This is a genomic window from Peribacillus sp. NPDC096379 (genome assembly GCF_044762875.1).
Classification (GTDB): Bacteria; Bacillota; Bacilli; order Bacillales; family DSM-1321; genus Peribacillus.
On the sequence record NZ_JBIWFD010000001.1, the window covers coordinates 1,495,594 to 1,520,078 of the forward strand.

The 24,485-nt window shown below is 37.0% G+C and carries 20 protein-coding genes and 1 pseudogene; 17 read left to right on the forward strand and 4 right to left on the reverse strand.

Translation table 11 applies throughout. From position 1 onward, the window contains the following. Window positions 1-70: 70 nt before the first annotated feature. On the reverse strand, window positions 71-181 hold the full coding sequence (locus ACIQZI_RS07100) for a DUF6366 family protein (RefSeq protein ID WP_403070986.1): 111 nt from the start codon (window positions 179-181) through the stop codon (window positions 71-73). A gap of 436 nt (window positions 182-617) precedes the next feature. Between ACIQZI_RS07100 and ACIQZI_RS07105 the strand changes: the two genes are divergently transcribed. The 10 genes from ACIQZI_RS07105 (at window position 618) to ACIQZI_RS07150 (ending at window position 13,568) form a co-directional block, all read left to right on the forward strand. Beyond that, window positions 618-2,234, forward strand: coding sequence for a diguanylate cyclase (locus ACIQZI_RS07105; protein WP_403070989.1), 1,617 nt, complete (start codon window positions 618-620; stop codon window positions 2,232-2,234). Window positions 2,235-2,386: 152 nt separating this feature from the next. After that, window positions 2,387-2,755 carry a response regulator gene (locus tag ACIQZI_RS07110; protein WP_062179083.1) on the forward strand — a complete coding sequence of 123 codons (369 nt, stop codon included), beginning with the start codon at window positions 2,387-2,389 and terminating at the stop codon, window positions 2,753-2,755. After that, on the forward strand, window positions 2,745-5,609 hold the full coding sequence (locus ACIQZI_RS07115; protein WP_403070993.1) for an ATP-binding protein: 2,865 nt from the start codon (window positions 2,745-2,747) through the stop codon (window positions 5,607-5,609). Before ACIQZI_RS07110 ends, ACIQZI_RS07115 begins: the two co-directional genes overlap by 11 nt. 134 nt (window positions 5,610-5,743) lie before the next feature. Next, entirely contained in the window at window positions 5,744-6,925 is a 1,182-nt protein-coding gene (locus ACIQZI_RS07120; protein WP_403070996.1) for a CapA family protein, read from the forward strand. A 212-nt stretch (window positions 6,926-7,137) separates the two neighbouring features. Next, window positions 7,138-8,010 carry a CvfB family protein gene (locus ACIQZI_RS07125; RefSeq protein ID WP_403070999.1) on the forward strand — a complete coding sequence of 291 codons (873 nt, stop codon included), beginning with the start codon at window positions 7,138-7,140 and terminating at the stop codon, window positions 8,008-8,010. 223 nt (window positions 8,011-8,233) lie between these two features. Beyond that, window positions 8,234-9,031: a LysM peptidoglycan-binding domain-containing protein gene (locus tag ACIQZI_RS07130; RefSeq protein WP_403071002.1), complete on the forward strand. Its 798-nt coding sequence runs from the start codon at window positions 8,234-8,236 to the stop codon at window positions 9,029-9,031. A 271-nt stretch (window positions 9,032-9,302) separates the two neighbouring features. Next, window positions 9,303-11,438: a DNA helicase RecQ gene (gene recQ / locus ACIQZI_RS07135; protein WP_403071005.1), complete on the forward strand. Its 2,136-nt coding sequence runs from the start codon at window positions 9,303-9,305 to the stop codon at window positions 11,436-11,438. Window positions 11,439-11,625: 187 nt separating this feature from the next. Then, the gene (locus ACIQZI_RS07140) at window positions 11,626-11,907 is read left to right on the forward strand and encodes a hypothetical protein (protein ID WP_062179100.1); all 282 of its coding nucleotides are present in this window, start codon (window positions 11,626-11,628) and stop codon (window positions 11,905-11,907) included. A 307-nt stretch (window positions 11,908-12,214) separates the two neighbouring features. After that, window positions 12,215-12,421 (forward strand): cold-inducible protein YdjO-related protein, encoded by a 207-nt coding sequence (locus tag ACIQZI_RS07145; protein ID WP_062179103.1) that lies wholly within the window; start codon window positions 12,215-12,217, stop codon window positions 12,419-12,421. 952 nt (window positions 12,422-13,373) lie between these two features. Then, window positions 13,374-13,568 (forward strand): cold-shock protein, encoded by a 195-nt coding sequence (locus tag ACIQZI_RS07150; RefSeq protein ID WP_062179105.1) that lies wholly within the window; start codon window positions 13,374-13,376, stop codon window positions 13,566-13,568. A 391-nt stretch (window positions 13,569-13,959) separates the two neighbouring features. Here the strand turns inward: ACIQZI_RS07150 and ACIQZI_RS07155 are convergent, their stop codons facing one another. After that, window positions 13,960-14,832, reverse strand: a complete 873-nt coding sequence (locus ACIQZI_RS07155) for a YitT family protein (protein WP_403072118.1) — start codon at window positions 14,830-14,832, stop codon at window positions 13,960-13,962. Between the two features lie 288 nt (window positions 14,833-15,120). Between ACIQZI_RS07155 and ACIQZI_RS07160 the strand changes: the two genes are divergently transcribed. From ACIQZI_RS07160 to ACIQZI_RS07185, 6 genes are all read left to right on the forward strand, one after another. Next, complete coding sequence (locus ACIQZI_RS07160) at window positions 15,121-16,974, forward strand: ATP-binding protein (protein WP_403071008.1); 1,854 nt, start codon at window positions 15,121-15,123, stop codon at window positions 16,972-16,974. A 317-nt stretch (window positions 16,975-17,291) separates the two neighbouring features. Continuing rightward, on the forward strand, window positions 17,292-18,092 hold the full coding sequence (locus tag ACIQZI_RS07165) for a GDSL-type esterase/lipase family protein (RefSeq protein WP_403071010.1): 801 nt from the start codon (window positions 17,292-17,294) through the stop codon (window positions 18,090-18,092). Next, window positions 18,089-19,006: an ABC transporter ATP-binding protein gene (locus ACIQZI_RS07170; protein ID WP_403071013.1), complete on the forward strand. Its 918-nt coding sequence runs from the start codon at window positions 18,089-18,091 to the stop codon at window positions 19,004-19,006. The genes ACIQZI_RS07165 and ACIQZI_RS07170 overlap by 4 nt, the downstream gene beginning before the upstream one ends. Next, entirely contained in the window at window positions 18,999-19,979 is a 981-nt protein-coding gene (locus ACIQZI_RS07175; protein WP_403071015.1) for an ABC transporter permease, read from the forward strand. Before ACIQZI_RS07170 ends, ACIQZI_RS07175 begins: the two co-directional genes overlap by 8 nt. Window positions 19,980-20,232: 253 nt before the next feature. Further along, on the forward strand, window positions 20,233-20,412 hold the full coding sequence (locus ACIQZI_RS07180) for a YozQ family protein (RefSeq protein WP_049681754.1): 180 nt from the start codon (window positions 20,233-20,235) through the stop codon (window positions 20,410-20,412). 11 nt (window positions 20,413-20,423) lie between these two features. Further along, a complete protein-coding gene (locus ACIQZI_RS07185; RefSeq protein WP_403071017.1) occupies window positions 20,424-20,852 on the forward strand; it encodes a CBS domain-containing protein in 429 nt (142 codons plus the stop codon). A gap of 197 nt (window positions 20,853-21,049) precedes the next feature. On the opposite strand, the gene ACIQZI_RS07190 is transcribed toward ACIQZI_RS07185, so the two are convergent. Both ACIQZI_RS07190 and ACIQZI_RS07195 read right to left on the reverse strand, forming a co-directional pair. Further along, on the reverse strand, window positions 21,050-23,032 hold the full coding sequence (locus ACIQZI_RS07190) for a S9 family peptidase (RefSeq protein WP_403071019.1): 1,983 nt from the start codon (window positions 23,030-23,032) through the stop codon (window positions 21,050-21,052). A gap of 217 nt (window positions 23,033-23,249) precedes the next feature. Continuing rightward, window positions 23,250-23,582 carry a DUF2680 domain-containing protein gene (locus ACIQZI_RS07195; RefSeq protein WP_403071021.1) on the reverse strand — a complete coding sequence of 111 codons (333 nt, stop codon included), beginning with the start codon at window positions 23,580-23,582 and terminating at the stop codon, window positions 23,250-23,252. Between the two features lie 478 nt (window positions 23,583-24,060). Between ACIQZI_RS07195 and ACIQZI_RS07200 the strand changes: the two are divergent. Continuing rightward, a pseudogene (locus tag ACIQZI_RS07200) lies at window positions 24,061-24,485 on the forward strand (hypothetical protein); the annotation flags it as partial.

Consider the following 24,485-nt stretch of genomic DNA (forward strand, 5'->3'; position numbering starts at 1 on the left):
TGATATGTTAAGAAGCGCATAATAAAAGATCACAACAAGAGGTCTCTTTATTATAAGAATATTGATGCGACTACAAACCTATTATGATTAAGAGGGAAGGTATTCCAGTACCATTCCAACTTAAACTATCTATTAAATCAGCAAGATTTCCATTAACAAACCTGTAAAACGCATTGTTCATATTTCCAGTTGGATTTCCTTTTTATTCTTCTTGTCTTAGCCTCTCTCTTCTTTTTCAGAGTTTCTGAATCTTTACTCATTACCCCACCCCCACTTTCTATTCATCTAATATCTATTACTTAATCTACATTATATAAATTTATCTTTTTAGAATTGATAAATTTTCGCATTTAATAAACAACAATCCTTTAGAAAACAGCCATTTCTAAATATGTAACCCTCTTAGCAAAATGTAAGTTGAAATAGAAAACTTTCATGAGCGTCCGACCCAAAGCCTTACGATGAAAAAAGTTAAAGTTTAAGAATTGTATAACCTAATGAAGGTTGTGGTGCGGAGCTGACCGCGCGAAGCCCCGCGCCTTTACCACAGAAAAATGTCTATGTAATGCGAGTCGATTGTATTATGATGAAGGTACGTTAGTAATAGGGGGATATTTGTGAATCTGGAAAAATATAAAAATCATTTAATACAGAATACGAAAAAAATTCTAATGGATTGGTTTGAATCTAAAGAAAATGAAAGGATTCCTCAAAGAGAAGTCTATCGTTTTCTTCATTCGATTAAAGGAACTGCTGGAACCATTCAGCTTGGGGGCCTGATGCAAGTATCTGATCGGCTACTTTCTGTGCTTGATGAGAATAGTGAAAAGGTTTGGGAGCTTGATGAGCTAAGAAGCTTTCTATTTGATTTGATGGAATTAACCTACGAATATGAAAACTATGAACATGTAACGATGAAAACAGGCGCAATCAGACAATCGAACGCACAGCTTATCCAAATCATTGATGATGATGTGTCCATGTTAATCCTACTTAAAGATGTGCTTGAAGAAAAAGGGTGGATGGTTATAACGAATACAGATCCTGAAAAAGCGGTTAATCAATATTTCGAAATGCAGCCTGATCTTTTAATTCTAGATATACATTTACCGACGAAAGACGGCTTTCACGTATTAGAGGATATACAGACTCATAATGAAAAGTATTTCATTCCCAAGATGATAATAAGTATACAAAATGACAAGCAAACAAGAATAAAAGCTTATCAATCTGGTGCAGATGATTTTATCGGTAAGCCAATTGATATAGAAGAGTTCATCGTGAAGATAGAACGACATTTACAAAGGAAGAAAATGTTTGATCAATCGGTCTTGATAGATGAATTAACTCAAATCTATAATAGAAGATTTTTGGAAGAAACGCTTCCACGATATTTTCAAGAATTTAAACGGTCGAAACAGGCTTTCTCAATCAGCGTGGTAGATATTGATTACTTTAAGCATGTGAATGATACATATGGACATTTGTATGGGGATATAGTGTTAAATGAATTTGCCCAATTTATTAAGAGATCCATTAGAAGTTCCGACTTAATTTTCAGGTATGGGGGAGAAGAGTTTGTCATTATATTTCCAGGAACCAAGGATACAGATGCTCGACAAAGGCTGACGGAACTTATTCATGCATTTTCCCAAAAAGTGTTTATTTATAAAGAGAAGAGTTTTACAGTCACATTCTCTGCTGGATTGTTTACGGTTGATGATGAATTCGTAACTCCTGACGAAGCGTTTAAGTATGCAGATCATGCCTTATATGAGGCAAAGCGATTAGGTAGAGCGAGAGTTGAAACTGCTGGAAAATCCCTTTGTTACAAAAAGAATGTACTTAATGTGTCAGTCATTGACGATGATATCATTATTCGGACCATGCTTTATAAAATAATCGAATCGATTGACATGGGTCATATAGAACTAAATATTGCCGTCTTTGAAAACGGGCCTTTATTTTTTGAATCAGGAAGGGCAGATGACGGTCGGGATCATTTTTTGATTGTTGATGGTGTCATGCCAATCATGGATGGACTTGAGGTCCTACAAAAAGTGAAAACTGGTCCTTATGCAAACCAATTCTCGGTATTAATGCTGACTGGACGAAAGAGCAAAGAAAATATTGCTCAAGCATTAAAGCTTGGTGCAGATGATTATGTTACAAAGCCATTCTCAATGCCTGAACTACAGGCGCGAATTGAACGTTTACTAAAACGAGAAAAATAATGCAGATAAGCTAGAAAAACTGACAAAAAATCCGATCTATATAGAATGGGTGTTATTAGAAGATCACTTACAAGTATGAGTATGATAGAAAAATAATGTGGGTGATTCAGCTATTTTCGATTTCTACTCATTTTATTCAAGGAGGAAAAAACATGAAACGGATTTTATTGGCAGAAGATGAAGCAGTGTTACGGATGTTAATTGTTGACACGCTTGAGGATGAAGATTTTATCGTTGACGAAGCGGCTGATGGCCAAGAAGCACTTGATTATTTGAAATTGGAAAAATATGATCTTGTAATTCTTGATTATATGATGCCGGTATATACAGGTCTTGAGCTTATTGAAAAAATTAAGGCAGGAGAAACGCTGGGACATTCGAAAATTTTGATGCTTTCAGCAAAAAGCCAAGCCTATGAACAAGAAAGAATTCTGTTAGCAGGTGCTGACTACTTTATGGAAAAACCATTCAGTCCTCTTAAACTTTTAGAAAAAATTGAGGAAATTGTAAATGAGGCTTAGTAATTATTTTCGGAACAGCCTGTCCAGACAGGTTATTTTACTCATCAGTGCTTGTTTAATATTTGGTCTTTTTGGTACTGCCATTTTGTTTTTTCTTCAACAAAACTTAAATCATCAATATATCGAGAATCGCAAAGTGCTCGTTGAAAAACGGAAAACAATTAATACGATTTATGATGAATATAACGCTGTTTTTTTAGATATTAGAGGATATGTTGCATCGAATAACTCACAATTGATGGAGCGTGCAAGAGGGAAAGAAAAGGGTATAAGAGCGTTAATTTCAGTACTAGAACGAGATAGTGTGACTATTTCTGAAAAATCCGATTACCGAGAAATGGTTGAGTTTTCTGATTATTACTTTGGTGATGTGTTGCCAAATATTATCACTAATTATGAAAATGGTAATCATACTGAAATTCTTGATCTAGCAAATACAGAGACTACCATGAAAGTGGAACGGTTTCTAAAAGATACGAAGGCCAAAAGCTCAGCGCTTGATAATCAGTTAGCGAAGAATGTAGTCGAACTTAGTAAAAATCAATCAAATTTACAGCTAATCTTTATCGGTTTTATTGTTCTATTCTTATTGCTCGTCCAATATATTATTCGAATGATTTTTAGAAATATTGGCAAACCACTGATTGACTTCTCATTTGCCGCAAATGAAATTGCCGCTGGTAGAGAAGCGGTTATTCATGTAGATCCTAAGAGAAAAGACGAACTAGGTATGCTATCTGTTGCTTTCCAGAAGATGGTTGAAAGCATTCAAGAAAAAGAACAGGGATTAGTTGCGCAAAATGAAGAGTTAATAGCCCAACAAGATGAATTACATGCACAGCAGCATGAACTTGAAGTCACGTTAGAAAATCTCAGATTACATGAGCAAAAACTCACTAGAAGAAATGAATTAATTCATAGTATTTCTAATACCTTAAATAAAAAAGAAGTTCTTCAAAGTGTTGTTCAAAACATGTGTAAACTGATTGGTGCAGATCGAGGAATCATTAAACTAGTAGAAGAAGACGCTTATGCCGCTTTTGGTCTAACTCAAATAGGTATCGATCGATTTATCCGTTTTATGGATATAGGGTTGGTACAGCGTCTATTTGAGACAAAGCAAGCATTTACCTTGAAACGGGAACAAGAAATTGCAGAAAAAGGATATCATGAGAATATCAACTATAGTTATGATTTGTATTTACCCGTTCTATCATCTTCGCATAAAGTTGAAGCTATCATGGTGTTCAGCCGATATGGTAACAATTTCTCAGACAAGGATTTGAGTGAATATGAAGCATTAGCAAGACAAATTGCAATTTCTCTTGAAAAAATCAAGATGTATGAAGAAACGGAGAGTAATCGTAATTTAAATCAAGATATTTTAAATGCAGTCCAAGAAGGGATTCAGTTGATTGATCAAAATGGTAAAATGATTCAAGTAAATCAGCGTCTAAATTCCATCTTTAATCAAAAACAATTAATAAATGGATTGATAGGATTGTCATGGACTGAATGGAGCTCGCTTATGGCTGAGCAAATAGAAGGGGATACATTCCTTGTCAATTTGAAAAGAGCTATTGAATCTGCTGTAAATGCAGAAGAAGAGCAATCATTTGTTTATTGTAAAAAGGATACAAAACAAGTAATGAAGGTGTATGCGAAAACGATTTATCATGGGGATGATTCTCTAAGAACAATCCTTGTTCATCGTGATATAACGAAGGAATACGAAGTTGATCAAATGAAATCTGAATTTGTAAGCACAGTGAGTCATGAATTACGGACTCCTCTAGCAAGTGTCCTTGGTTTTACAGAACTTCTATTAAATAAAAAATTAAAGCCTGAAAGAAAAATGAAATATTTACAGACGATTTATAATGAAGCAAATCGGTTAACTTTATTAATTAATGATTTCCTTGATGTTCAAAGAATGGAATCAGGTAAGCAAACGTATGAGAAGAAATATGTGGATCTATATCCAATTATTGAAACTACAATCGAACACCAAAAAGTGAATACGACCCTTCATCATTTTGCGTTTGAATCGGGTGTTCATCAGTCTATTATTTTTGGAGATAAATCTAAGCTTGAACAAGTGTTTACGAATCTTCTTAGCAATTCAATAAAATACTCGCCAAATGGAGGAAATGTTACAGTTAGGATAAATGAGAACCCTGAATCTGTATTCATCGAAATTGAGGACGAAGGATTAGGTATTCCTAATGACGCCATTCCACATTTATTCCAAAAGTTTTATCGAGTTGACAATTCGGATCACAGAAGAATTGGTGGAACTGGCCTTGGACTAGCAATTGTTGAAGAGATTGTTAAAGCTAGTGGTGGAAAAATAACCGTCGAATCTGAATATGGGAAGGGAAGTGTCTTCAAGCTTGAATTTCCAAGGGTGATAACAAGGGAGCTAACGAAACAAACGGAAGGAATCTCATCAGATTTGAATTACAATATCATAGTCATTGAAGATGATTTAAGTTTAGCTGAACTTTTAAAACTTGAATTACTTGATAGCGGATTCCATGTAAGTTACTTTAGCAGTGGAAGTCAAGCGTTGGAACAAATGAAAACAGCTGCCCCAGACGCCATTGTTCTAGATATTCTTCTTGAAGAAGATGAAATGGATGGCTGGAGTGTTATGAAAGAATTAAAGGGAAATGAACGATTCAAACATATACCCATCTTTGTTTCAACAGCTCTAGATGAAAAAGAACAAGGTTTTTCTTTAGGTGCTCAAGAATATCTAGTAAAGCCTTATCAGCCAAGTCAACTTTCAAAAGTGATTATGCACACTCTGTTAAGCAATGGGAAACAAGGTCAAATCTTAGTGCCTGAATAAACAATTTACAATTATGGGGATTGGTGTTAGGGATGTTGGAATCTTTAGGAAAAATAACTGGATGTGTTTAACAGAATTACCAGTGTTGGTATAATAGACAGATAAAGTCTATAAAATAGGAACGGAGAAGGTATATGGGGAGAAAATCGCGAAGAACAAGGAAACTGCTTATTCAAACGACATTACTATTATTTGTCTGTTTGATTATTAGTGTCGCATTTTATCTTTTTCAACTCCAATCGATAGAGCGACAGGCTGTACCGGCTTTTTCTGAAAAAGAAAGTCAGGTTACAAAAGTGGCTGTTAAGAAAGCACCAGAATCTTCTTTTCTAGAGAAAAAAACGGACGTACATAAGTACGAGCAATCGGGAACGCATAAACCCATCACAGTAACGTTTACCGGAGATGTTTTATTAGATCGAAGTGTAGGACAATTAATAGAAGCATATGGAGTAGATTATCCATTTATACAAGTAGGCGATACGCTCCGGAACTCTGATATCACGGCAATTAATCTTGAAACATCAGTCTCAACACGTGGCATTCCATCTGATAAGCAATTTACCTTTCGATCGGAACCAAAGACATTGCAAGGTCTAGTCAACTCAGGTGTTGATGTCGTTTCCTTGGCAAATAATCATACACTAGATTATGGACTCGACGCACTACGTGATACATTTGATCATTTGAAATCGTATAATATTGCCTATACAGGTGCAGGGAATAACGAGGAAGAGGCTTTTTCTGCCTTTTATAAGGAAGTGAACGGTAAGAAAATTGCAATCATTGGAATAAGTAGGGTTTTACCTGAGGTATCTTGGGGTGCAAAAGAGGATCAACCTGGTATTGCAAGTGGCTATCAAAATGAACCGATGATGACCTATATAAAGAAAGTAGCTGACCAGTCTGATTATCTAATGATAATGATTCATTGGAATAGGGAAAGACAAGATTACCCCGAAAGCTATGCTAGAGAAATGGGGAAAGCTTTCATTGATGCAGGAGCTTCAGCCGTTATTGGCTCTCACAGTCACTCATTGATGGGGATCGAGGAGTATAAAGGCTGTCCCATTTATTATAGCCTTGGTAATTTCATCTTCACAGAATCGGCTTCACCAAAAGGTTCAGAAACGATGATTGTCCAAGTTACTTTAGATAATGGAGAAATTTCTTCTTCGCTCAAACCTGCGAAAATTGTCAAAGGACAACCACAATTCATGGACGAAAACTATAACCAAGCGATTATATCAAAGCTCAATCAACTTTCTTATAATGTAAAGATTGATGGAAAAGGTGCAGTGAGTTACTTGCAGTAACTCCGCGCTTTTTTAAATTAAACATATACAACTCTTTCGAAAAATGATAAATTCAAATATGGTAATCAGAATAGAAACGTGGCTGCTAGCGCTGGATACGGACAGACGAACATAGTTAAAGACAACTATTATCCGTTTTTAATACGCTAAACGATAAAAAACGGGTACAATATTAGAAGTAGATGTAGCGAAATGCTTCAGGAGGTATAAAGATGAGTAAGATTCAGGCTGGAATGGCCATTAAATTAGAAGTGGAACGAGAAGCTGAGTTTGGTTATTTTATTGGTGACGGGATGGATAGTATCCTTCTACCGAACAGTGAAATCCAATCTGATTCACAGATTTCAATAGGTGATAAAGTGAAGGTTTTTGTCTATCTAGATAAAACGGGTCGCTTGACTGCAACAACGAAAATTCCTGAAGTGCGCTTCGATAGTTATGGCTGGGCAGAGGTTGTCAGCGTGAAAAAGGAAATGGGTGTATTCGTAAACATTGGCTTAAGTAAAGATATCTTAGTTTCAGTTGATGATTTGCCGAACCTGCGTCATCTATGGCCGAAAGTGGGAGATGCTCTATATATTTCACTAAAATCAGATCGGCATGAAAGGTTATTAGGAAAACTTGCGTCAGAAGATGTAATGCAGGAAATGTCAGTCGAAGCCCCATTAAAAGGAATTCGTAACGATTCTGTTAAAGGAAACGTTTACCGCTTATTAATGGTTGGCTCTTTTTTCATCTCCCAAGAAGGATATCGCTGCTTTATCCATGAAACAGAACGGGTTGAGGAACCTCGTCTTGGTGAGCTTGTGGAAGGACGAGTTATTGATCGGAAAGAGGATGGTACGTTAAATGTTTCCCTTTTACCTTTCAAACAAGATAAAATGGAAGAAGACGCAGCCGTTATTTATAAATATTTATTAAATCGTGGTGGTGCAATGCCATATGGCGATAAAACATTGCCAGAAGATGTGAATTTCCATTTTGGCTTAAGCAAAGGTGCGTTCAAACGTGCACTAGGTAAACTAATGAAAGAAGACAAGGTCTATCAGGAAGATGGCTGGACCTATTCTGCAAATCGAAAATAAAGCTTAGGGATGATGAAATTTTTCACTGTCATTTAGTGAAATACGTTCATCATCCTTTTTGTACTAATAATAAATCGACTATTCTGTTTCCTTGTTATCTCGTTGTCATCTTACTGTTATGTTTGTTACTAGATCTTTATCTGCTTGTTCTTTGCAGGGGGAGATTCTGTGTTAACATGAATATTGTTAGCTTGAACAAGCATAACAGGGAGGGAACTATTATATGAAAAAATCAATCTTATCATTAGCTGCGGTTGCGGTATTGTCCGTTAGTCTAGGGTCACAAGCAAATGCGCAGGATGTGAAAGTGAAAGATGGAGATACAATATGGGGACTTTCTCAAACACATCAAGTATCTGTAGAAGACATTATGACATGGAACGGGTTAGAAACGGCTCGAATACATACGGACGATATATTAAAGATTTCAAATGAAGAATATTATACGATTAAATCTGGCGATACATTATGGAATATTGCGAAAAAAAATGGCGTAACAGTCGATGAAATTAAAGAATGGAACGGAATCGAAAGTGATTTAATCTACCCTGGCAATCAGATTGTTATTTTGGATCGTACAAGTCAGGCACCCGTTCAGTCTGCGTCTGTTCAAAAATCAAGACCTGTTGAAGCTCCACAGACAGAGTCTACAAAGCAGCCAGTATCGGCAGCATCAGCAGAACCAGTCGTTAAACAGACTGCGAAAACTGCAACTAGCACGGAAAATGTCGCAAAGGAAATAAGCGTTACTGCAACAGCTTATACGGCAAGTTGTAATGGCTGCAGTGGAATCACTGCAACTGGAATTAATTTAAAAAACAACCCTGATACGAAGGTAATATCAGTCGATCCGTCAGTCATTCCGTTAGGTTCGAAAGTCTATGTTGAAGGATATGGAAATGCAGTAGCTGGAGATACGGGCGGGGCAATTAAAGGAAATAAAATCGATGTCTTTATTCCTAACTTGCAAGATGCAAAAAAATGGGGAAGAAAAAATGTGAAAGTTAAAGTTTTAAACTAAAGGTCAGATAATAAATAGATGATTATCCCATAACAAAAGGGTCTGAACCCACATCTACTATATATTGTTTATATTATGTGTAAATGACACAATAAACGGTATATAGTGTAGTGAGGTCAGACTCTTTTCTTTTTTATCCCAGGCTTAGCGAGCAGTAAGACTTCCATTGATTGAGGTTTCACTTTATCATTCAATTTGTCATCATATCTATCTTTTCGTATAATGAAAGAGCTTATACAATCTATGAAAATGGCTGGAAAGGGTGAACGTGTTGAAAAGTGAGCATCAACAACTGCTTCAAACCTATTTCGGATATGATTCCTTTCGATCAGGACAGGAAGACATTATCGAATCGGTTCTAGCAGGATACCGTACGGCTGGAATTATGCCGACTGGTGGAGGGAAATCAATTTGTTATCAAATCCCCGCACTTATTTTTCCCGGAATTACGCTTGTCATTTCCCCCCTTATCTCATTAATGAAGGATCAGGTGGATGCTTTACACCAAAATGGCATTTCAGCTACGTTTCTAAATAGTTCCCTTGGAGCTAGTGAAGCGGCAGAACGACTTGCTGAGATTAAAGCAGGAATGCATAAGCTGGTGTATATTGCTCCGGAAAGATTAGAACTTCCTCATTTTTTGCATCAATTAAGTGAACTGGATATTTCGTTTGTTGCTATTGACGAGGCACACTGTATATCACAATGGGGGCATGATTTCCGTCCGAGTTATTTGAAAATCAATACACTCCTACAAGAAATTCCACAAAACCCGGTTGTCCTCGCCCTTACAGCCACTGCTACGCCAATCGTCAAGGAAGATATTTGTCGGACTCTAGATATCGATTTAGACCATCAATTCTCCACAGGATTTGCACGAAGTAATCTTACCTTTTCCGTTATGAAGGATGAAAATAGAGCGCAGTTTTTAATGAGATATTTGGAAAAAAATCATAGTGAGTCAGGGATTATTTACGCATCAACAAGAAAAGATGTGGACCGGATCTCACAAAAGCTTACGAATACTGGGATTAAAGCAGGGAGATACCATGCTGGGATGAATGAGGAGGAGCGTACACGTCAACAGGACGCTTTTTTAAAGGACGATATAACAGTAATGGTGGCTACTTCTGCCTTTGGAATGGGGATTGATAAATCGAATGTGCGGTTTGTTGTACATTATCAAACACCGAAAAATATGGAAAGTTATTATCAAGAAGCGGGACGTGCTGGTCGTGATGGACTTGAAAGTGAATGCATCCTTCTTTATTCGCCCCAGGATTTACATATTCAACGGTTTTTCATTGATCAATCGCAAGGAACAGATGAATGGAAGTATCAGGAGTTACAGAAGCTGAATCAAATGAAGGATTATTGTTTCACAGAAGGGTGCCTGCAAGCCTTCATCCTTCGCTATTTTGGAGAAGAAAACCCTGATGATTGCGGGCACTGTGAAAATTGTAAAGATAATCGTGCTGAAATGGATGTAACGACAGAATCACAAATGGTTTTGTCTTGCATGATCCGAATGGGTGAACGTTTTGGGAAAACATTAATTAGTCAGGTGTTAACGGGTTCAAAGGTGAAAAAGATAGAAGAGTTTGGCTTCCAAAAGTTATCTACTTATGGCATTCTTTCAGCGAAATCAGCCAAGCATGTTGCGGATTTTATCGACTATTTAACTGCACAACAATTCATAGAAATTACCGGCGGGCAGTTTCCAGTGCTAAAGGTAAGTGATACGGGTAAAGAAGTTTTACTAGGAAAACGGAAGGTAATGCAAAAAGAATTAAAACAGGTACAGACTATTACAAATATCGACAGCGGCTTGTTCGAAATGCTTCGCCAAACTCGAAAGGAAATTGCTCAGAATGAAAAAGTTCCACCTTTTATTATTTTTTCCGATGCTGCGTTAAAAGACATGGCAGTCAAATTGCCGGTTACAGTTTCGGAGATGCTTATGGTTAAAGGTGTTGGGGCACAGAAACAAGAACGATACGGGGAACAATTTCTTCAAACAATTGCTGAATATCTAGCTGACAATCCAGATGCTGAATTGGAGAAACCTCTTGTGGCTCATGCTGAAGTGAAAAAACAAACTAAAAAAGAAGCCACGCATCTAGAAACTTATCGTTTGTACAAAGAAGGAAATAGTATGAGTGAAATAGCCAGCACTCGTGGTTTAAGTAGAATAACCATTGAAAATCATCTTGTAACATGTGCGGAAGGTGGTTTTGATTTAGAGTGGGAAACGTTTCTACCGAAGGAAAAACTGGAGTTGATCTATCAAGCTATTGAAAGCACAGGTGCTGAGAAGCTCAAGCCGATTAAGGAAAATGTACCAGAGGATATTTCCTACTTCATGATAAAATTAGCATTATTGAAAATGGGACAAACCAATGGATGATTTGGATAAATAAATTCAATTTTTATGAGTATACTAATTTCAGAGGTTAGTATCCTGTTTCATTGTTAATGTTAGATGAGTATCAAAAAAAGAATTGAACATCTAAAGTGACTATTTTTTATCGTGGCTAAGTAAAGTGAATGATTGTAGTTTTATTAGTTTTACATTTGATTTTTGGAGGGGACAGATGGAAGAGAATCGTGATACACCAATTCAAGAGCAGGAGTATACCCCAAGTAATACGAATGTAGTTTCAGTCAAAAGTTGGTTGGGTACTTTAGCATTGTTAATCATTCCAGTTGTTAATATTATCTTATTGTTTGTTTGGGCATTCGGTGGTGACACCAATTTGAACAGGCGGAATTTTGCTAAGGCACAATTGATTCTAATGGCCATTATTATCGGACTGTATCTTATTGTTCTCGTGTTTTTTTTAGTATTGGTTGGCATTACAGCGAATACTTATTGAATAATCTATGCTAGACACGGTTTGGATTATCAGAACCATTCATTTGTAACTGTGGTTTCACATGAATGAGCCTAAAATTGTTTAACATAGCCATTGAATTAGAGAGAAGATGGAAGAGGATTTTTTTATGTATCAGCAGACTTGAGTGTTGACTATTTTTTGAATGTCCGCTTAATTAGATAAAGTGAAATTTCAATCAGCGGGGGTTTCACTGCTCGTTAATGCGGGATAAATAAAATCCGACTATTTTTTTGATAAATAAATCCTGGTAATTATGAGTATACTATCCATAAAGGAGGTTACTCTTATGTACTTTGGTAAAAAGAATGCAGAGGAACCCGTTGTTGAAATGGTCGATACAGACGTCTATTCATGTGAATCGGAGGCTTGTAATGGCTGGATGAGAAAAGACTTTGCAAGTGCAGAAAATACTTGTCCAATGTGTGGGAGCAATCTAGTTGAAGAAGTAAGGGAGTTACCGAAAATTTCGAACGAGTATAATGCTTATCGTTAAGAAGTGAAGGGGTTACCTGAATGGTAATCCCTTTGTTCATGAAAAGAGAACTTGACCTCTTTATTAAATAATGGTATGATTGTTATCTTAGTGTTTTTCTTATGAATAACACAGAGGGTAATTTTATATAGAACATTTTTATTAAAGCATGGTAAAACAGTTTTGTTTTAGCAGCATAGAAGTACGACAACGTGTATGTTATGAAGCCTTATGGCCTATTAAGTAAAGAAACCCATTTGTTTTTTCCTCACAAGTTTTTTTATTCTTCAAGTAAACACACTTCTATTCTTTCTTTCCATTGGATTATGAACCCTTGTGTCTAGGGATTTCCGACAGTTACCTTTAATAAACATGTGCTTACAGTCAAATCTGATTCTCACTGGCGCGGTCTAGGAACCGTAGAGATGGGAGAGAGGCAGGGCTTTCATTGTTTTAGGTTTGGAACAGAAATTACTCTCATGCTTTTCGAAGTTAATTTGAAAAGCTGGTCATCATTGATAAACTAACTAAAGCTGCTCTTATGAGAAAGAGCAGCTTTTTATTTTTTGAAATTATTTCTTAATCTACAGGCTATTTTCCTTACTAGCTCTAAATCTTTAAAAAGATAGGCTTTTTTCGTAAAGATTGTTGTTTTTGCAAATAACAAATTCGGGCAGATGTTGATTGTAGTGGAAGGTGCGAGGCTCCAGAGACCGCCTGCGGAAAGCGAGTACCTGCAACGGAAATCAACCCAGGATAGTTGTGTAAATATCATTCAAAAGCAACAAAGTATGCGAAAACAGCCAAAAGATAAGAGTCAAAACGGGAAAGATCTAACTATGATCCGACGATAGTTTTCCTTTTACAAAGCGCTTAGGCTGTTCTTATGGTATAATGAAAGAGAACGATTATTTACAGGCAAGTTTTTTGAAAAATACGCACCGAACCATTTTAATCAAAGGAGTGAGCTATTTTGTATAGACGTAATAATACAGAAGAAGTGGAACCGGAAGAAACAAAGATTTGGGATTGTGCATCTCCGACTTGTAAGGGATGGGTTCGAGCGAATTTTACAATGAGTGAACAGCCTAGCTGTCCTTTATGCGGTAGTGAAATGGTTGCTACGACAAAAATGCTTCAAGCAATTGATAATCCAAGGCATAAATAAGAACGACAAACAATGCACACTGCCAATGTGTATTATTTTTTGCAATAAATATAAAGACTGCAATTATTAACATTCTTTTTATCTCGTATTAACGGGCAGTACCCCCTCAAGGCTTAGAGGAAGCATAGGTGTAGGTGGGGATGAAGAAAATCATTCACTTTATGAAAAAGAACTACCCATTAGAAGGTTACTCATAACCTCACTGATGGCTAGTTCTTTTTTTGTTTGAAGGACATGGGAACCGGGCTTCGTGACTTACTAATAAGCCCTCTACTTAGCTGGTTTACTAAAGTTATCCCAATTCGGACTCTTTACCGCCACTATTGTGATTAGGCAAGTGGAGCGTGCTACATGTGGTAAGTGATGGCTTTTTAACGCCATATTCGATTTGTTAGTGAATGTCTCTCTTTTTAAACTGGCCGCCGCGCACTTCAGCAATATCTCCGATTGCTAAGAAAGCCGATGAGTCAAAGTCCTTCACAATGTCCTTAAGCTTTGCTTCTTCAAGTCGGTTGATTACACAGAAAATGACCTTCTTGTCGTCTCCGGAAAAAGCTCCTTCTCCACTTAAGTAAGTAACACCGCGACCCAATCGATGCAGAATAGCATCGCCAATTTCGCGAAATTCATCACTGATGATCCAAACAAATTTCGATTCATCCAATCCTGCGATGACAATATCCATTGTTTTAAATGCCACATAATACGCGAGGATGGAGTACATTGCACGATCCCATGAATAGACGAATCCGGCACATGCAAAGATGAATAAGTTAAAAAACATGATAATTTCCCCTACAGAGAATGGAAGCTTCTTGCTTGCAAGTATCGCTAGGATTTCTGTTCCATCAAGAGAACCTCCATAACGAATAACGATTCCGACTCCAACGCCGACAATCATTCCGCCAAAGATTGAAGCGAGTAAGATATCTTGAGTAAATGCTGGTACATGGTGAAGGAAAATGGAAGTTATGGAAAGTACAACAATTCCATAAAGGGTGGATAATGCAAATGTTTTACCAATCTGTTTATAACCTATGAAGAAAAACGGAAGATTGAGAACGAAGAGAAATACTCCTAATTTCCAGTCAGTTATGTAAGAAAGCATGATTGATATCCCTGTTATTCCGCCATCGATGACATTATTAGGGACAAGGAATACTTCAAGACCGATACTCATTAAAATCGCTCCGATTGTAATTAATATCCCCCTTTGAAGAATTTGCCTTGCGGTGAGTTTCTTGTGTTTCGCTTTTTTAATCATTGCTTCTACTGTCGTTAAATCTGATGCATTTGACATATAGATACCCTCTCTTTCTGTCTTTATACGCGGAAAAGAAACTTGAAAAATAAAGACTTCTTAAATTATTATACAGTTTTACTATTCATAAAAATATTTATTTGCATTCAAACTTTCAAAATTATGTATTTTAACCAGTTGTTTTCTGCTAAAGCAGATAGTGATATCAAATTATTCTAGCTGTTGTCTCCAATTCTCATTCTTTTTTTCGGTACCTAAAAACGATGTGAAATTAAGATTTGTCTTTTCTGAATGGACGGATTACTATACACTGATAATAAAAACATCCCTAATGGAGACGATTATTTCTTAGATAAGGAAGTGCATGAATTGGAGCAATATTTTGTATCATCCAATCCGATTCTCTTATTAGTCGCATTAATATTGACATTTATGGCGGCTTATACGAGTTTGGATTTACTTACATTACTGAGAAGCTCTGCTGACCATAAGAAGTTTTTGTTATTCGGCGGAAGCTTTTCAATGGGAATTGCGATATGGACGTTTAATTTTTTTGGAATCTTGGCTTTTGAGAAGAACAGCGTAGTTACTTACAATTTATCAGTGATGGTGCTTTCACTCGTTCTTGGCGTGGCACTTGCATCAATGGGGTTTTTGGCATTAACCATTAAGAAACTCTCATTCATAAACATTGTTCATTGTGGTACATTATTGACCGTTTCTTTGTTATCTAACTATATTATTGGCTTATATGCCTTGAATCTTTCTATTAAAATCCATACAGTTTTGTTAATCCTAACAGTGATGATCACGTTAATTATTTTTGTTGTCGCATTTTTATTATTTTTTTATTCGAATTATCGGCAAAAAGAAAACCAAATATGGTTGAAGCCGACGAGTACATTTATCGTCTCTGCTGCGATTATCCAAGGCCATTTCATGTTAGTGCGTGCGCTACCTGTTAAACAATCGGTTGATAATGTGAATGAACTTGTCCATGATACTTCTTTTGTACCGTTTCTTGTGTTGTTTGTTTTTTTATTAATCGTTGGTGGGCTGATTACTTCAAGCTCTTTCATCACAAAACGCCTGCAGAATAGTGATAAATATTTGCAAGATTATCGATATGCGCTTGATCAAGCTTCGATTGTGGCAGTCACGGATTCCAAAGGAAAAATCATTTATGTGAATGAGAAGTTTACGGAAATCTCGCAATATAGGGAAGAGGAATTACTTGGGAAGACTCATTCAATCATCAATTCTGGCTATCATTCTAAGGAGTTTTTTCAGGATTTGTGGGATACCATCCTAAAAGGCAAGACATGGAATGGTGAAATTTGCAATCAAGCGAAGGATGGTAGTCTATATTGGGTTTCAACGACGATTGTCCCATTTCTAAATAAGAAGGGAATACCGTACCAATTTGTCTCGATCCGAAATGATATTACTGAACGAAAACAATCTGAGGAGCTACTTCATCGACAGGATAAACTGGCTGCTGTTGGTCAATTAGCTGCAGGAGTTGCCCATGAAATTCGTAACCCGCTAACATCCATGAGAGGATATGCTGAATTTCTGCAAATGGATGAGTCGAAGCCAGAAAGATTGGAATACTTCGATATTATTTTGGATGAAATAGAACGAGTGAATACGATTGTCGAAGAGTTTATGGTACTAGCAAAACCGCAGACCGTTCATCTTGAGTTGAAAAACATCGTCTTAATCGTACAAGACGTACTTACTTTGATTGCATTTGAAGCGAAAAACAAAAACGTACATGTTCATTTTGAAAGTCATAATCAAGAAATCCTTGTGAATTGTGATGAGAATCGTTTGAAGCAAGTGTTATTAAACTTCGCGAAAAACGGAATAGAAGCGATGCCTTCTGGAGGAGACTTGTATGTAAATGCTTTGCAGCAAGGAGGGAAAGTGATGATCCATATTCGAGATACGGGAGTTGGGATTCCTTCTGAAAAGTTGAATAAGTTAGGCGAACCATTTTTCACTACGAAAGAACAGGGAAATGGGTTGGGATTGATGGTGAGTTATAAAATTATTGAAGGTCATAAAGGGAGAATTGAGGTGGTTAGTGAAGTGAATGAAGGCTCAACTTTCATCATTAAGCTACCCACTGTCACGGTTTAAAAAATTTAATTGAGCATTAATGATAAGTACATTCAGTACGGGGATACTTGTTGATAAAGGAAGGGTTTTTAACGTGTATTTACTTTTGGTATTTTATCTTTAATCAGTGTTCTAATGACAGTATAACTCTTCATCGTTGAAGAAATAACGCCTTCTTAGATATTAACAATGAATGCTCGGCTTCTCGCTTCTAGAGAAACTGAGCTTTTTTGTATTCTGATGTAAATTAAGTTATTGCTTTATATTGGAACCTCGAATTTTATAAAGCACAAACGGTGTGATTTAATAGAGGGAAAGAAGCAAAGGAGAGGGTGAGTGTGCTGGGGAAGAAAAGTATACGTTACATAACGATTATTGCTGCGACTTTATCAATTCTTTGGCTGTTAAGTTTTGGTTGGGCCATTCAGGATTATTATGCTACAGGTGCAACAGACAATGTGGTTAAAAAACAGGACAGTTCCCAAAAAACAGTGATAAAAAATCATATGTTTACAGTAGTTGCATTAGGGGATTCATTGACAAGAGGGACGGGTGACGATTCTGGAAAAGGCTACGTTGGCTATGTGGTGGATGATTTGAATGAGCGATTTAATGGAAGTGTTGTTGTTCAAAACCTCGGTATTAATGGTCAAGTATCTAGCCAGCTGAAAAAGCAGGTGAAACAACCGAATATTCAAAGACAACTTGCAAAAGCGGATATTATTTTACTTACGATTGGTGCGAATGATTTATTTCAGCAGGGAAGAACATTGGAAAATTTTGATTTAGCTACTATTAAAACCATTGAAGAAGCTTTTGTTGAAAATATAACTACGATTTTCGCAGATATTCGTAAGGCGAATCCAGATGCTACTATCTTTTTTGTTGGACTCTATAATCCTTTTATTGACGTTGATGAAACAGGGGTAACCAGCCCAACCGTCCGTGACTGGAACCGTATAGCTGAGGAAGTAAGTTCAACAATCCCGAGAATTGTCTTTGTTCCTACCTATGATATTTTCCAGTTGTCTGTAAATGATTATTTATTTACGGATCAATTTCATCCAAATCAAGAGGGATACCGATTAATAGCAGACAGAATTGCTCCGTTAATTAAATGGGAGGGGGAAAGTAAATGAGCGCGACGACTCTTTCTGTGCGGAATTTAACGAAGACGATTAAAAAGCACAAAATCATTAATGGAATCAGCTTTGAATTAAAGGAAGGCGAGGTTTTTGGCTTTCTCGGTCCAAATGGTGCCGGTAAAACTACGACAATTCGAATGATTGTTGGTCTAATTAGACCGACTTCTGGAACTATTGAAATTTGTGGTTACGATGTAAAGAAAAATTTCACAAAAGCGATGGCGAATCTTGGTTGTATAGTTGAAAATCCTGAGTTATATCCTTATTTAAGCGGTACTGATAATTTACTTCATTTTGCGAGAATGCTTCCATCAGTAGATGACAAACGAATTGCGGAAGTTGTTGATATGGTAAAGTTAACAGAAAGAATTGATGATAAAGTGAAAACCTATTCGCTTGGTATGAGACAAAGGCTTGGTATTGCTCAAGCTTTGCTGAATCGACCAAAGGTACTTATTTTAGATGAACCGACTAATGGGTTGGATCCTGCAGGCATTCGTGAAATGAGGGTTTTTATTCGAGAACTTGCTGAAAATGAAGGTTTAAGTGTGCTTGTATCCAGTCATTTGTTGAGTGAAATTCAATTATTATGCGATCGAGTGGCTATTATTACAAAAGGAAACATTATAACTGTAGATACAGTAGAGTCTTTGCTCTCGAGTCAGGAGCAAGCCATTTGGCAACTCGATCCATCTGTCAAAGGAAGAGAAATATTGGAAAGCCTAACTGAGGTAACTACACTTGATGATGGTTATATGGTCACGCCTTATGATTCTACCCAGATACCTAAATGGAATGCTGCTTTGGTTCATGCAGGAGTACAAGTACTACAACTGAATAGAAAGATCCCTGTATTGGAAGATTTATTCCTTCAATTGACGGATACAGGAGGTGCCCATATTGAATAAACTAATCTCGAACGAAATGATGAAGCTTGTGGCAAGGAAGCGTTTGTTGGTGATTGGAGCGATTGTGGGAATATTGGTGATCCTGTTTACCTTTGCACAGTATAAGGAAGTGCAAACACAGCGAGAAAGACTAGGGACAGATGATTGGCGAAATTCTCTTCAGCAGCAAATTATTGATATGCAAAACAGGCTTGGATCAAGCCGAATCTCAGATGAGTGGCGTGAACAGATTCAAGTTAGTGTACAGCAATTGCAATTCTATTTAGATCAAGATATTAACCCAAGCGAACCAGGGGCCGTTACATTTGTTAGAATGTTCATTGAAAACTCTAGTGATTTATTTATTCCATTACTAATCATGATTGTTGCGAGCGACCTTGTTTCTTCTGAGCATACTCTTGGGTCTGTCAAATTACTATTAACAAGGCCTGTAAAGCGATGGCGGATTCTTTTAAGCAAATATATAACGTTATTGATGGCAACTTCGTTAATTGTTGCGATGACCGGACTGCTATCGTATGGATTGTCAGGGATTGTCTTCGGATATCATGGCTGGAATGCACCGATTATTACGGGCTTTGTTGTAGATGGAGGCGATGTAGATACGAGTAGTATCAGGCTTATTAGTCAATGGAAATTTGTGTTGATGGATTTTGGACTTGTTTGGTTTGTGGCTGTTGTAGTTGGAACATTAGCATTTATGCTCTCTGTTTTAATAAGAAGTACGGCGGCAAGTATGGGTGTTATGCTTGCTGCGCTTATATCAGGAGCTATTTTAAACAATATGGTGTCATCTTGGGAATCGGCCAAATATTTGTTTATGGTGAATTTGAAATTGACTAATTACTTAAATGGAGTGGCACCGCCGATTACAGGAATGACTTTGCTTTCTTCTATGTCGGTTCTCCTGATATGGTGGGCGGCGGCATTAGTCCTATCGTTCTTTGTCTTTACACGACAGGATGTATATTAATAGAATTCGGATTTACTTCCAGCAAGCTTGCTTGTTGGATTTTTTTGATGCTAGAGATATAAAAAGAGTAAAAATAAGATCGACATATGGTGAGCATAATTCATAGTGTGATGCAAATACTAGGCAATAGAAGTGTTTAGCTTGGATGATGGTTCTATTCAAAATGTGTTTGTAAAAGCGTATAAAGCCTTATATTTCAAATCGATTACAAATCTGGATTCTGGAAAATTTGTAGAAGGAGAGGGTACACATTATGACAAAGAAAAATGAAAATCAAGCAGAAATTGCGGGTAGACATTATCAGACTGAAGATTTTGAGAAGAAAGACCAAATTTCATCTGGATTTGCTGAAACTCATGAACAAGTAAGTGACCATTTTTTTGAGGGTACGGTAGATCAACTAATAAATAATCAAGAAAACAAAACGGAATAAGGGGGATTGTTTTGAAGTCTATTAGAGAAATCATGACATCTAATGTAGATTACTGCACAACCCTTGATAATGTGTACGAGGCAGCTGTAAAAATGGCGGAAGGGGGCGTAGGTGCTATTCCAGTTTGTGAGGATGGAAAATTAGTAGGTGTTCTTACAGATCGTGATATTGCAATCCGTTGTGTAGCTGGCAAGAAACCAGGTTCGACGAAAATTACCGATGTTATGACGAAGGAACCAATTGCGATATTACCAGAAACTTCAATCATGGAAGCGGAAGAATTAATGGCAGAGAAACAAATCCGTCGTTTATTCGTTGTCGAACAGGAATCCCTCATAGGCATTGTTTCGTTAGGCGATTTTGCTATTCATAAAGGCACCAACATGGCGGCGGCACATGCGCTCACCGAAATCTCGGAAAAACAACATATTCAACATTGAAATATATTCGGTTGTAAGATTAGAAACCAAAACTCATTTTAAAAAATATTTCTAATGAAAAAAGAAACTATCCCAGAAGGAAAAAGTAAGACCCCACATCTCCTATATACCGTTTAGATAACGTGGAAATGACACAATAAACGGTGTATAGAGTGTGAGGTCAGTTCTTTTTTGGACATTTCCTTTTTGCGCTTTTATTAATTAATATGTTTATTAAACCAAGCGCGAATATGCTCGGTATGCTGCAAGCGTAATCGTGGAGCTCCGCTTCTTGATACTTCATGTGTCTGTTCTGGAAAGACTACAAGTACCGCTTCTTTTTTCTGACGTTTTAACGCAACGAAGAATTGTTCTGCTTGTTCAATTGGACAGCGATAATCTTTATCGCCATGTAATAATAACAGAGGTGTTGTAACATTACCTACATATTTCAGAGGAGAGTGTCCCCATAGTTGTTCAGGAGATTCAATAATATTACCGCCTAATTCCCATTCAGTGAAGGAATAGCCAATATCGCTCATACCATAGAAGCTGAGCCAATTGGAAATACAGCGCTGGGTAACGGCTGCTTTAAATCGATCTGTATGCCCAACAATCCAGTTTGTCATAAAACCGCCGTAGCTTCCACCTGTTACACCTAACTTGTGTTCATCAAGGAAATCATACTCTGCAAGTACATAATCTACGGCCGCCATTAAATCTTCATAATCCATGCCTCCATAATTGCCTCTGTTTGCATTAACGAATTCTTGACCGTAGCCAGCACTTCCTCGTGGGTTTGTGAATAGGACCGTATATCCTTGTGCAACAAGGGTTTGAAACTCATGAACATACGTATTCCCATACATGACATGCGGTCCACCATGAATTTCTAGAATCAACGGATATTTTTTTCCCTGTTGAAAATCAGTCGGTTTCATAATCCACCCGTGCAATTCGAGACCATCTTTAGCAGGAAAAGTAATGGGTTCAGCTTCCGAAAGTTTTTTATCTTTTAGAAATTCATCATTAACAAATGTAATTTGCTCAATTGCACCATTTGTTAAATCAAAGGAGTACAAGTCACCAGGATGAGTGGGTGTGCTAATTGCTACAACAGCTTTATGTGTTTCGGGATTAATGGTTAATCCATAAACATGCTGATTTTCGAGAAGAGAAGGATACATTGCACCTTCAATGGTTCCGTAATATACGCCTGTGTTTCCATGGTCACTAATTAAAAAATAAAAGCCTTGACTGTCATTAGTCCAGAGAAGTCCCGGATTGACCGCTTCAATATGAAAATCGCCTGCTGTTAAATCACCGACTTCAACATCCCAATCTGTAGTTATGCATGAGAGGGAATCTGTAACTAGTGTGTATAACCAAATCTTGGATACCGTCGCTCCTTCATATTCTCGTTCATGCCCAATTAACGTTAAATAATTGCCATCAGGTGACCATCTAGGAAAATAAAAATGCCCATTGGTTGCCGTTATTTTTCTCCATGATCGATTTTCTAAATGGAAAATAAACACATCGGAAGCGAGATTATAATCAGCATCGTCTGTGTCATTACTCACATATGCAAACTCTTTCCCGTTTGGCGCCCATGAGGAGGGAGTAAAGGACTGTTCCCCTGAGGTTAATTGCTCTACTTGACCTGTAGGTACATCGATTAGTATGAGGTGAGAAAATGAACGATCAAAATAGCCGCTTCCATCTGCTTTGTATTTAATTCGATCATATACAATTGCTTCTTTGCGTTCCTTTTCTGGTTCTTTTTCTTTCTCATGTAAAGTGTATCCAGCTTTTATTTGCGTAGAGGTAAGGATTTTCCTTGAATCAGGAGACCATATAGGCGTAGTAGCTCCCAGGTGAAATTCTGTCAGCTGACTAGCTTCTCCACCAACTGTATTTATTATGTATACTTGATTTTTTCCAGACCGGTTTGATAAAAAAGCAAGGTGGAGTCCATCAGGAGACCATCTTGGTGAAGACTGACGATGAAGTCCATATGTCCATTGAACCGTTTGTTTCGTTAAAAAACTATATACATATATATTTGAAATATATTTCTCATCATCCTTAGCAACAGAGGTCTCAATATAGGCTACCATATTGCCATCAGGCGAAAGCTGTGGATCGGTGACAGATTTTAAGTCAAATAAATATTCTGCTAAGATTCCTTTATTACCCATTATATTCATCCTTTCTTTATGCACTATGAAGCTAATTCTATCAAGTGATTGTTGATTCGACAAATATCATGGAAACTTCCCTTAAATCATTTAGTGAATGGAAATATAAATCCTTCATCAATGGAAAAATGTTAAGCAGAAAAGTTTGAAAAAAGTCTTGCCAATTTATTAGAGATAATACTCTATAAGAGGCAAGACTTTTTATGAAGCAATTGTATTATTCTGCTGGTCTTTTGTGGTGATGAGTGTGGTGTGGTTGAAAGCCGTTTTCTACTAACTTTTGATAATGCTTTTCCATATGTTTCACAATCATTGCAGATTTCTCTTTAGAAATTGCACCGAATTCTACATATTTATGCACAATTTCTATTTTCTTAGCCAGCATTTCCTTATGCAATACTGCAAGTTCGTCTTGTTGTTTTTGGGTAAACTCTATTTGTTGTTCTTGTTTAACTTCGCTTTCTTGGTTATCTTTCTCAGCAAATGCCGTGATCTCGAAGTTACTAGTTACGAAACTAATTGTCAGCAAGGCAATAAGTAATTTATTCATGATACGATCTCCTTTTGTTATTATCTTTTTGTGAAAAATGCTTTAATACCCTTTCTAAAAAATTTAAGATGCTGTTAGTTTTTTTATATTGGAACCAAATTATGCATGTATATAAAATAACTAAAGGATTTATAGAAAATGCTTGTCTCCCGAATAGATGTAAGGATAAGTAAAAGGTGATTGCACTTAAAGTAAATCTTAACGAGGAAGCCTTTAATGTGGACAAGGAATCATCAGCAACTTGCGGTATAAATGTATGAGTAGCAATTGAGGCAGTGACCAGATTGATTGATTGATTTCTTATTTACGAATGTAGTGATCATAATTGTTAGTAACAAGGTAATACATAAAAAATAAACTATGAAAAAAAGAACATGTATGACAGATCAATTAGCTAATAACTTTTTAAATATCCACTAATTAATTATGCCAAGTAGCCTCAACTTGAATATCTTGTAATACAGAAGGAGGGATGAGCATGAATGCTGAACGAAAAGAAGTAATAAAAAGATTTCTCGAACAAAGGTTTACATTAGATAATAATTTTGTTAATGAAGAAGCACTTTCGCAACTTATAAATATGTTTAAAAATAAAACAGAAGATTATGAATCTGAAGATGTCGCTCTAGAGCAAAGTGAAGACGAAGTCCTAGATTTAAGCTCAAACGAGAGTGGGGATGAAAATTTAGGCGAGCTGGGGGATGAAAGCCCAGACGAGAGTGGGGATGAAAGCCCAGACGAGAGTGGGGATGAAAGCCCAGACGAGAGTGGGGATGAAAGCCCAGACGAGCTGGGAGATGAAAGCCCAGACGAGAGTGGGGATGAAAGTCCAGACGAACTGGGAGATGAAAGTCCAGACGAGAGTGGGGATGAAAGTCCAGGCGAGCTGGGGGATGAAAGCCC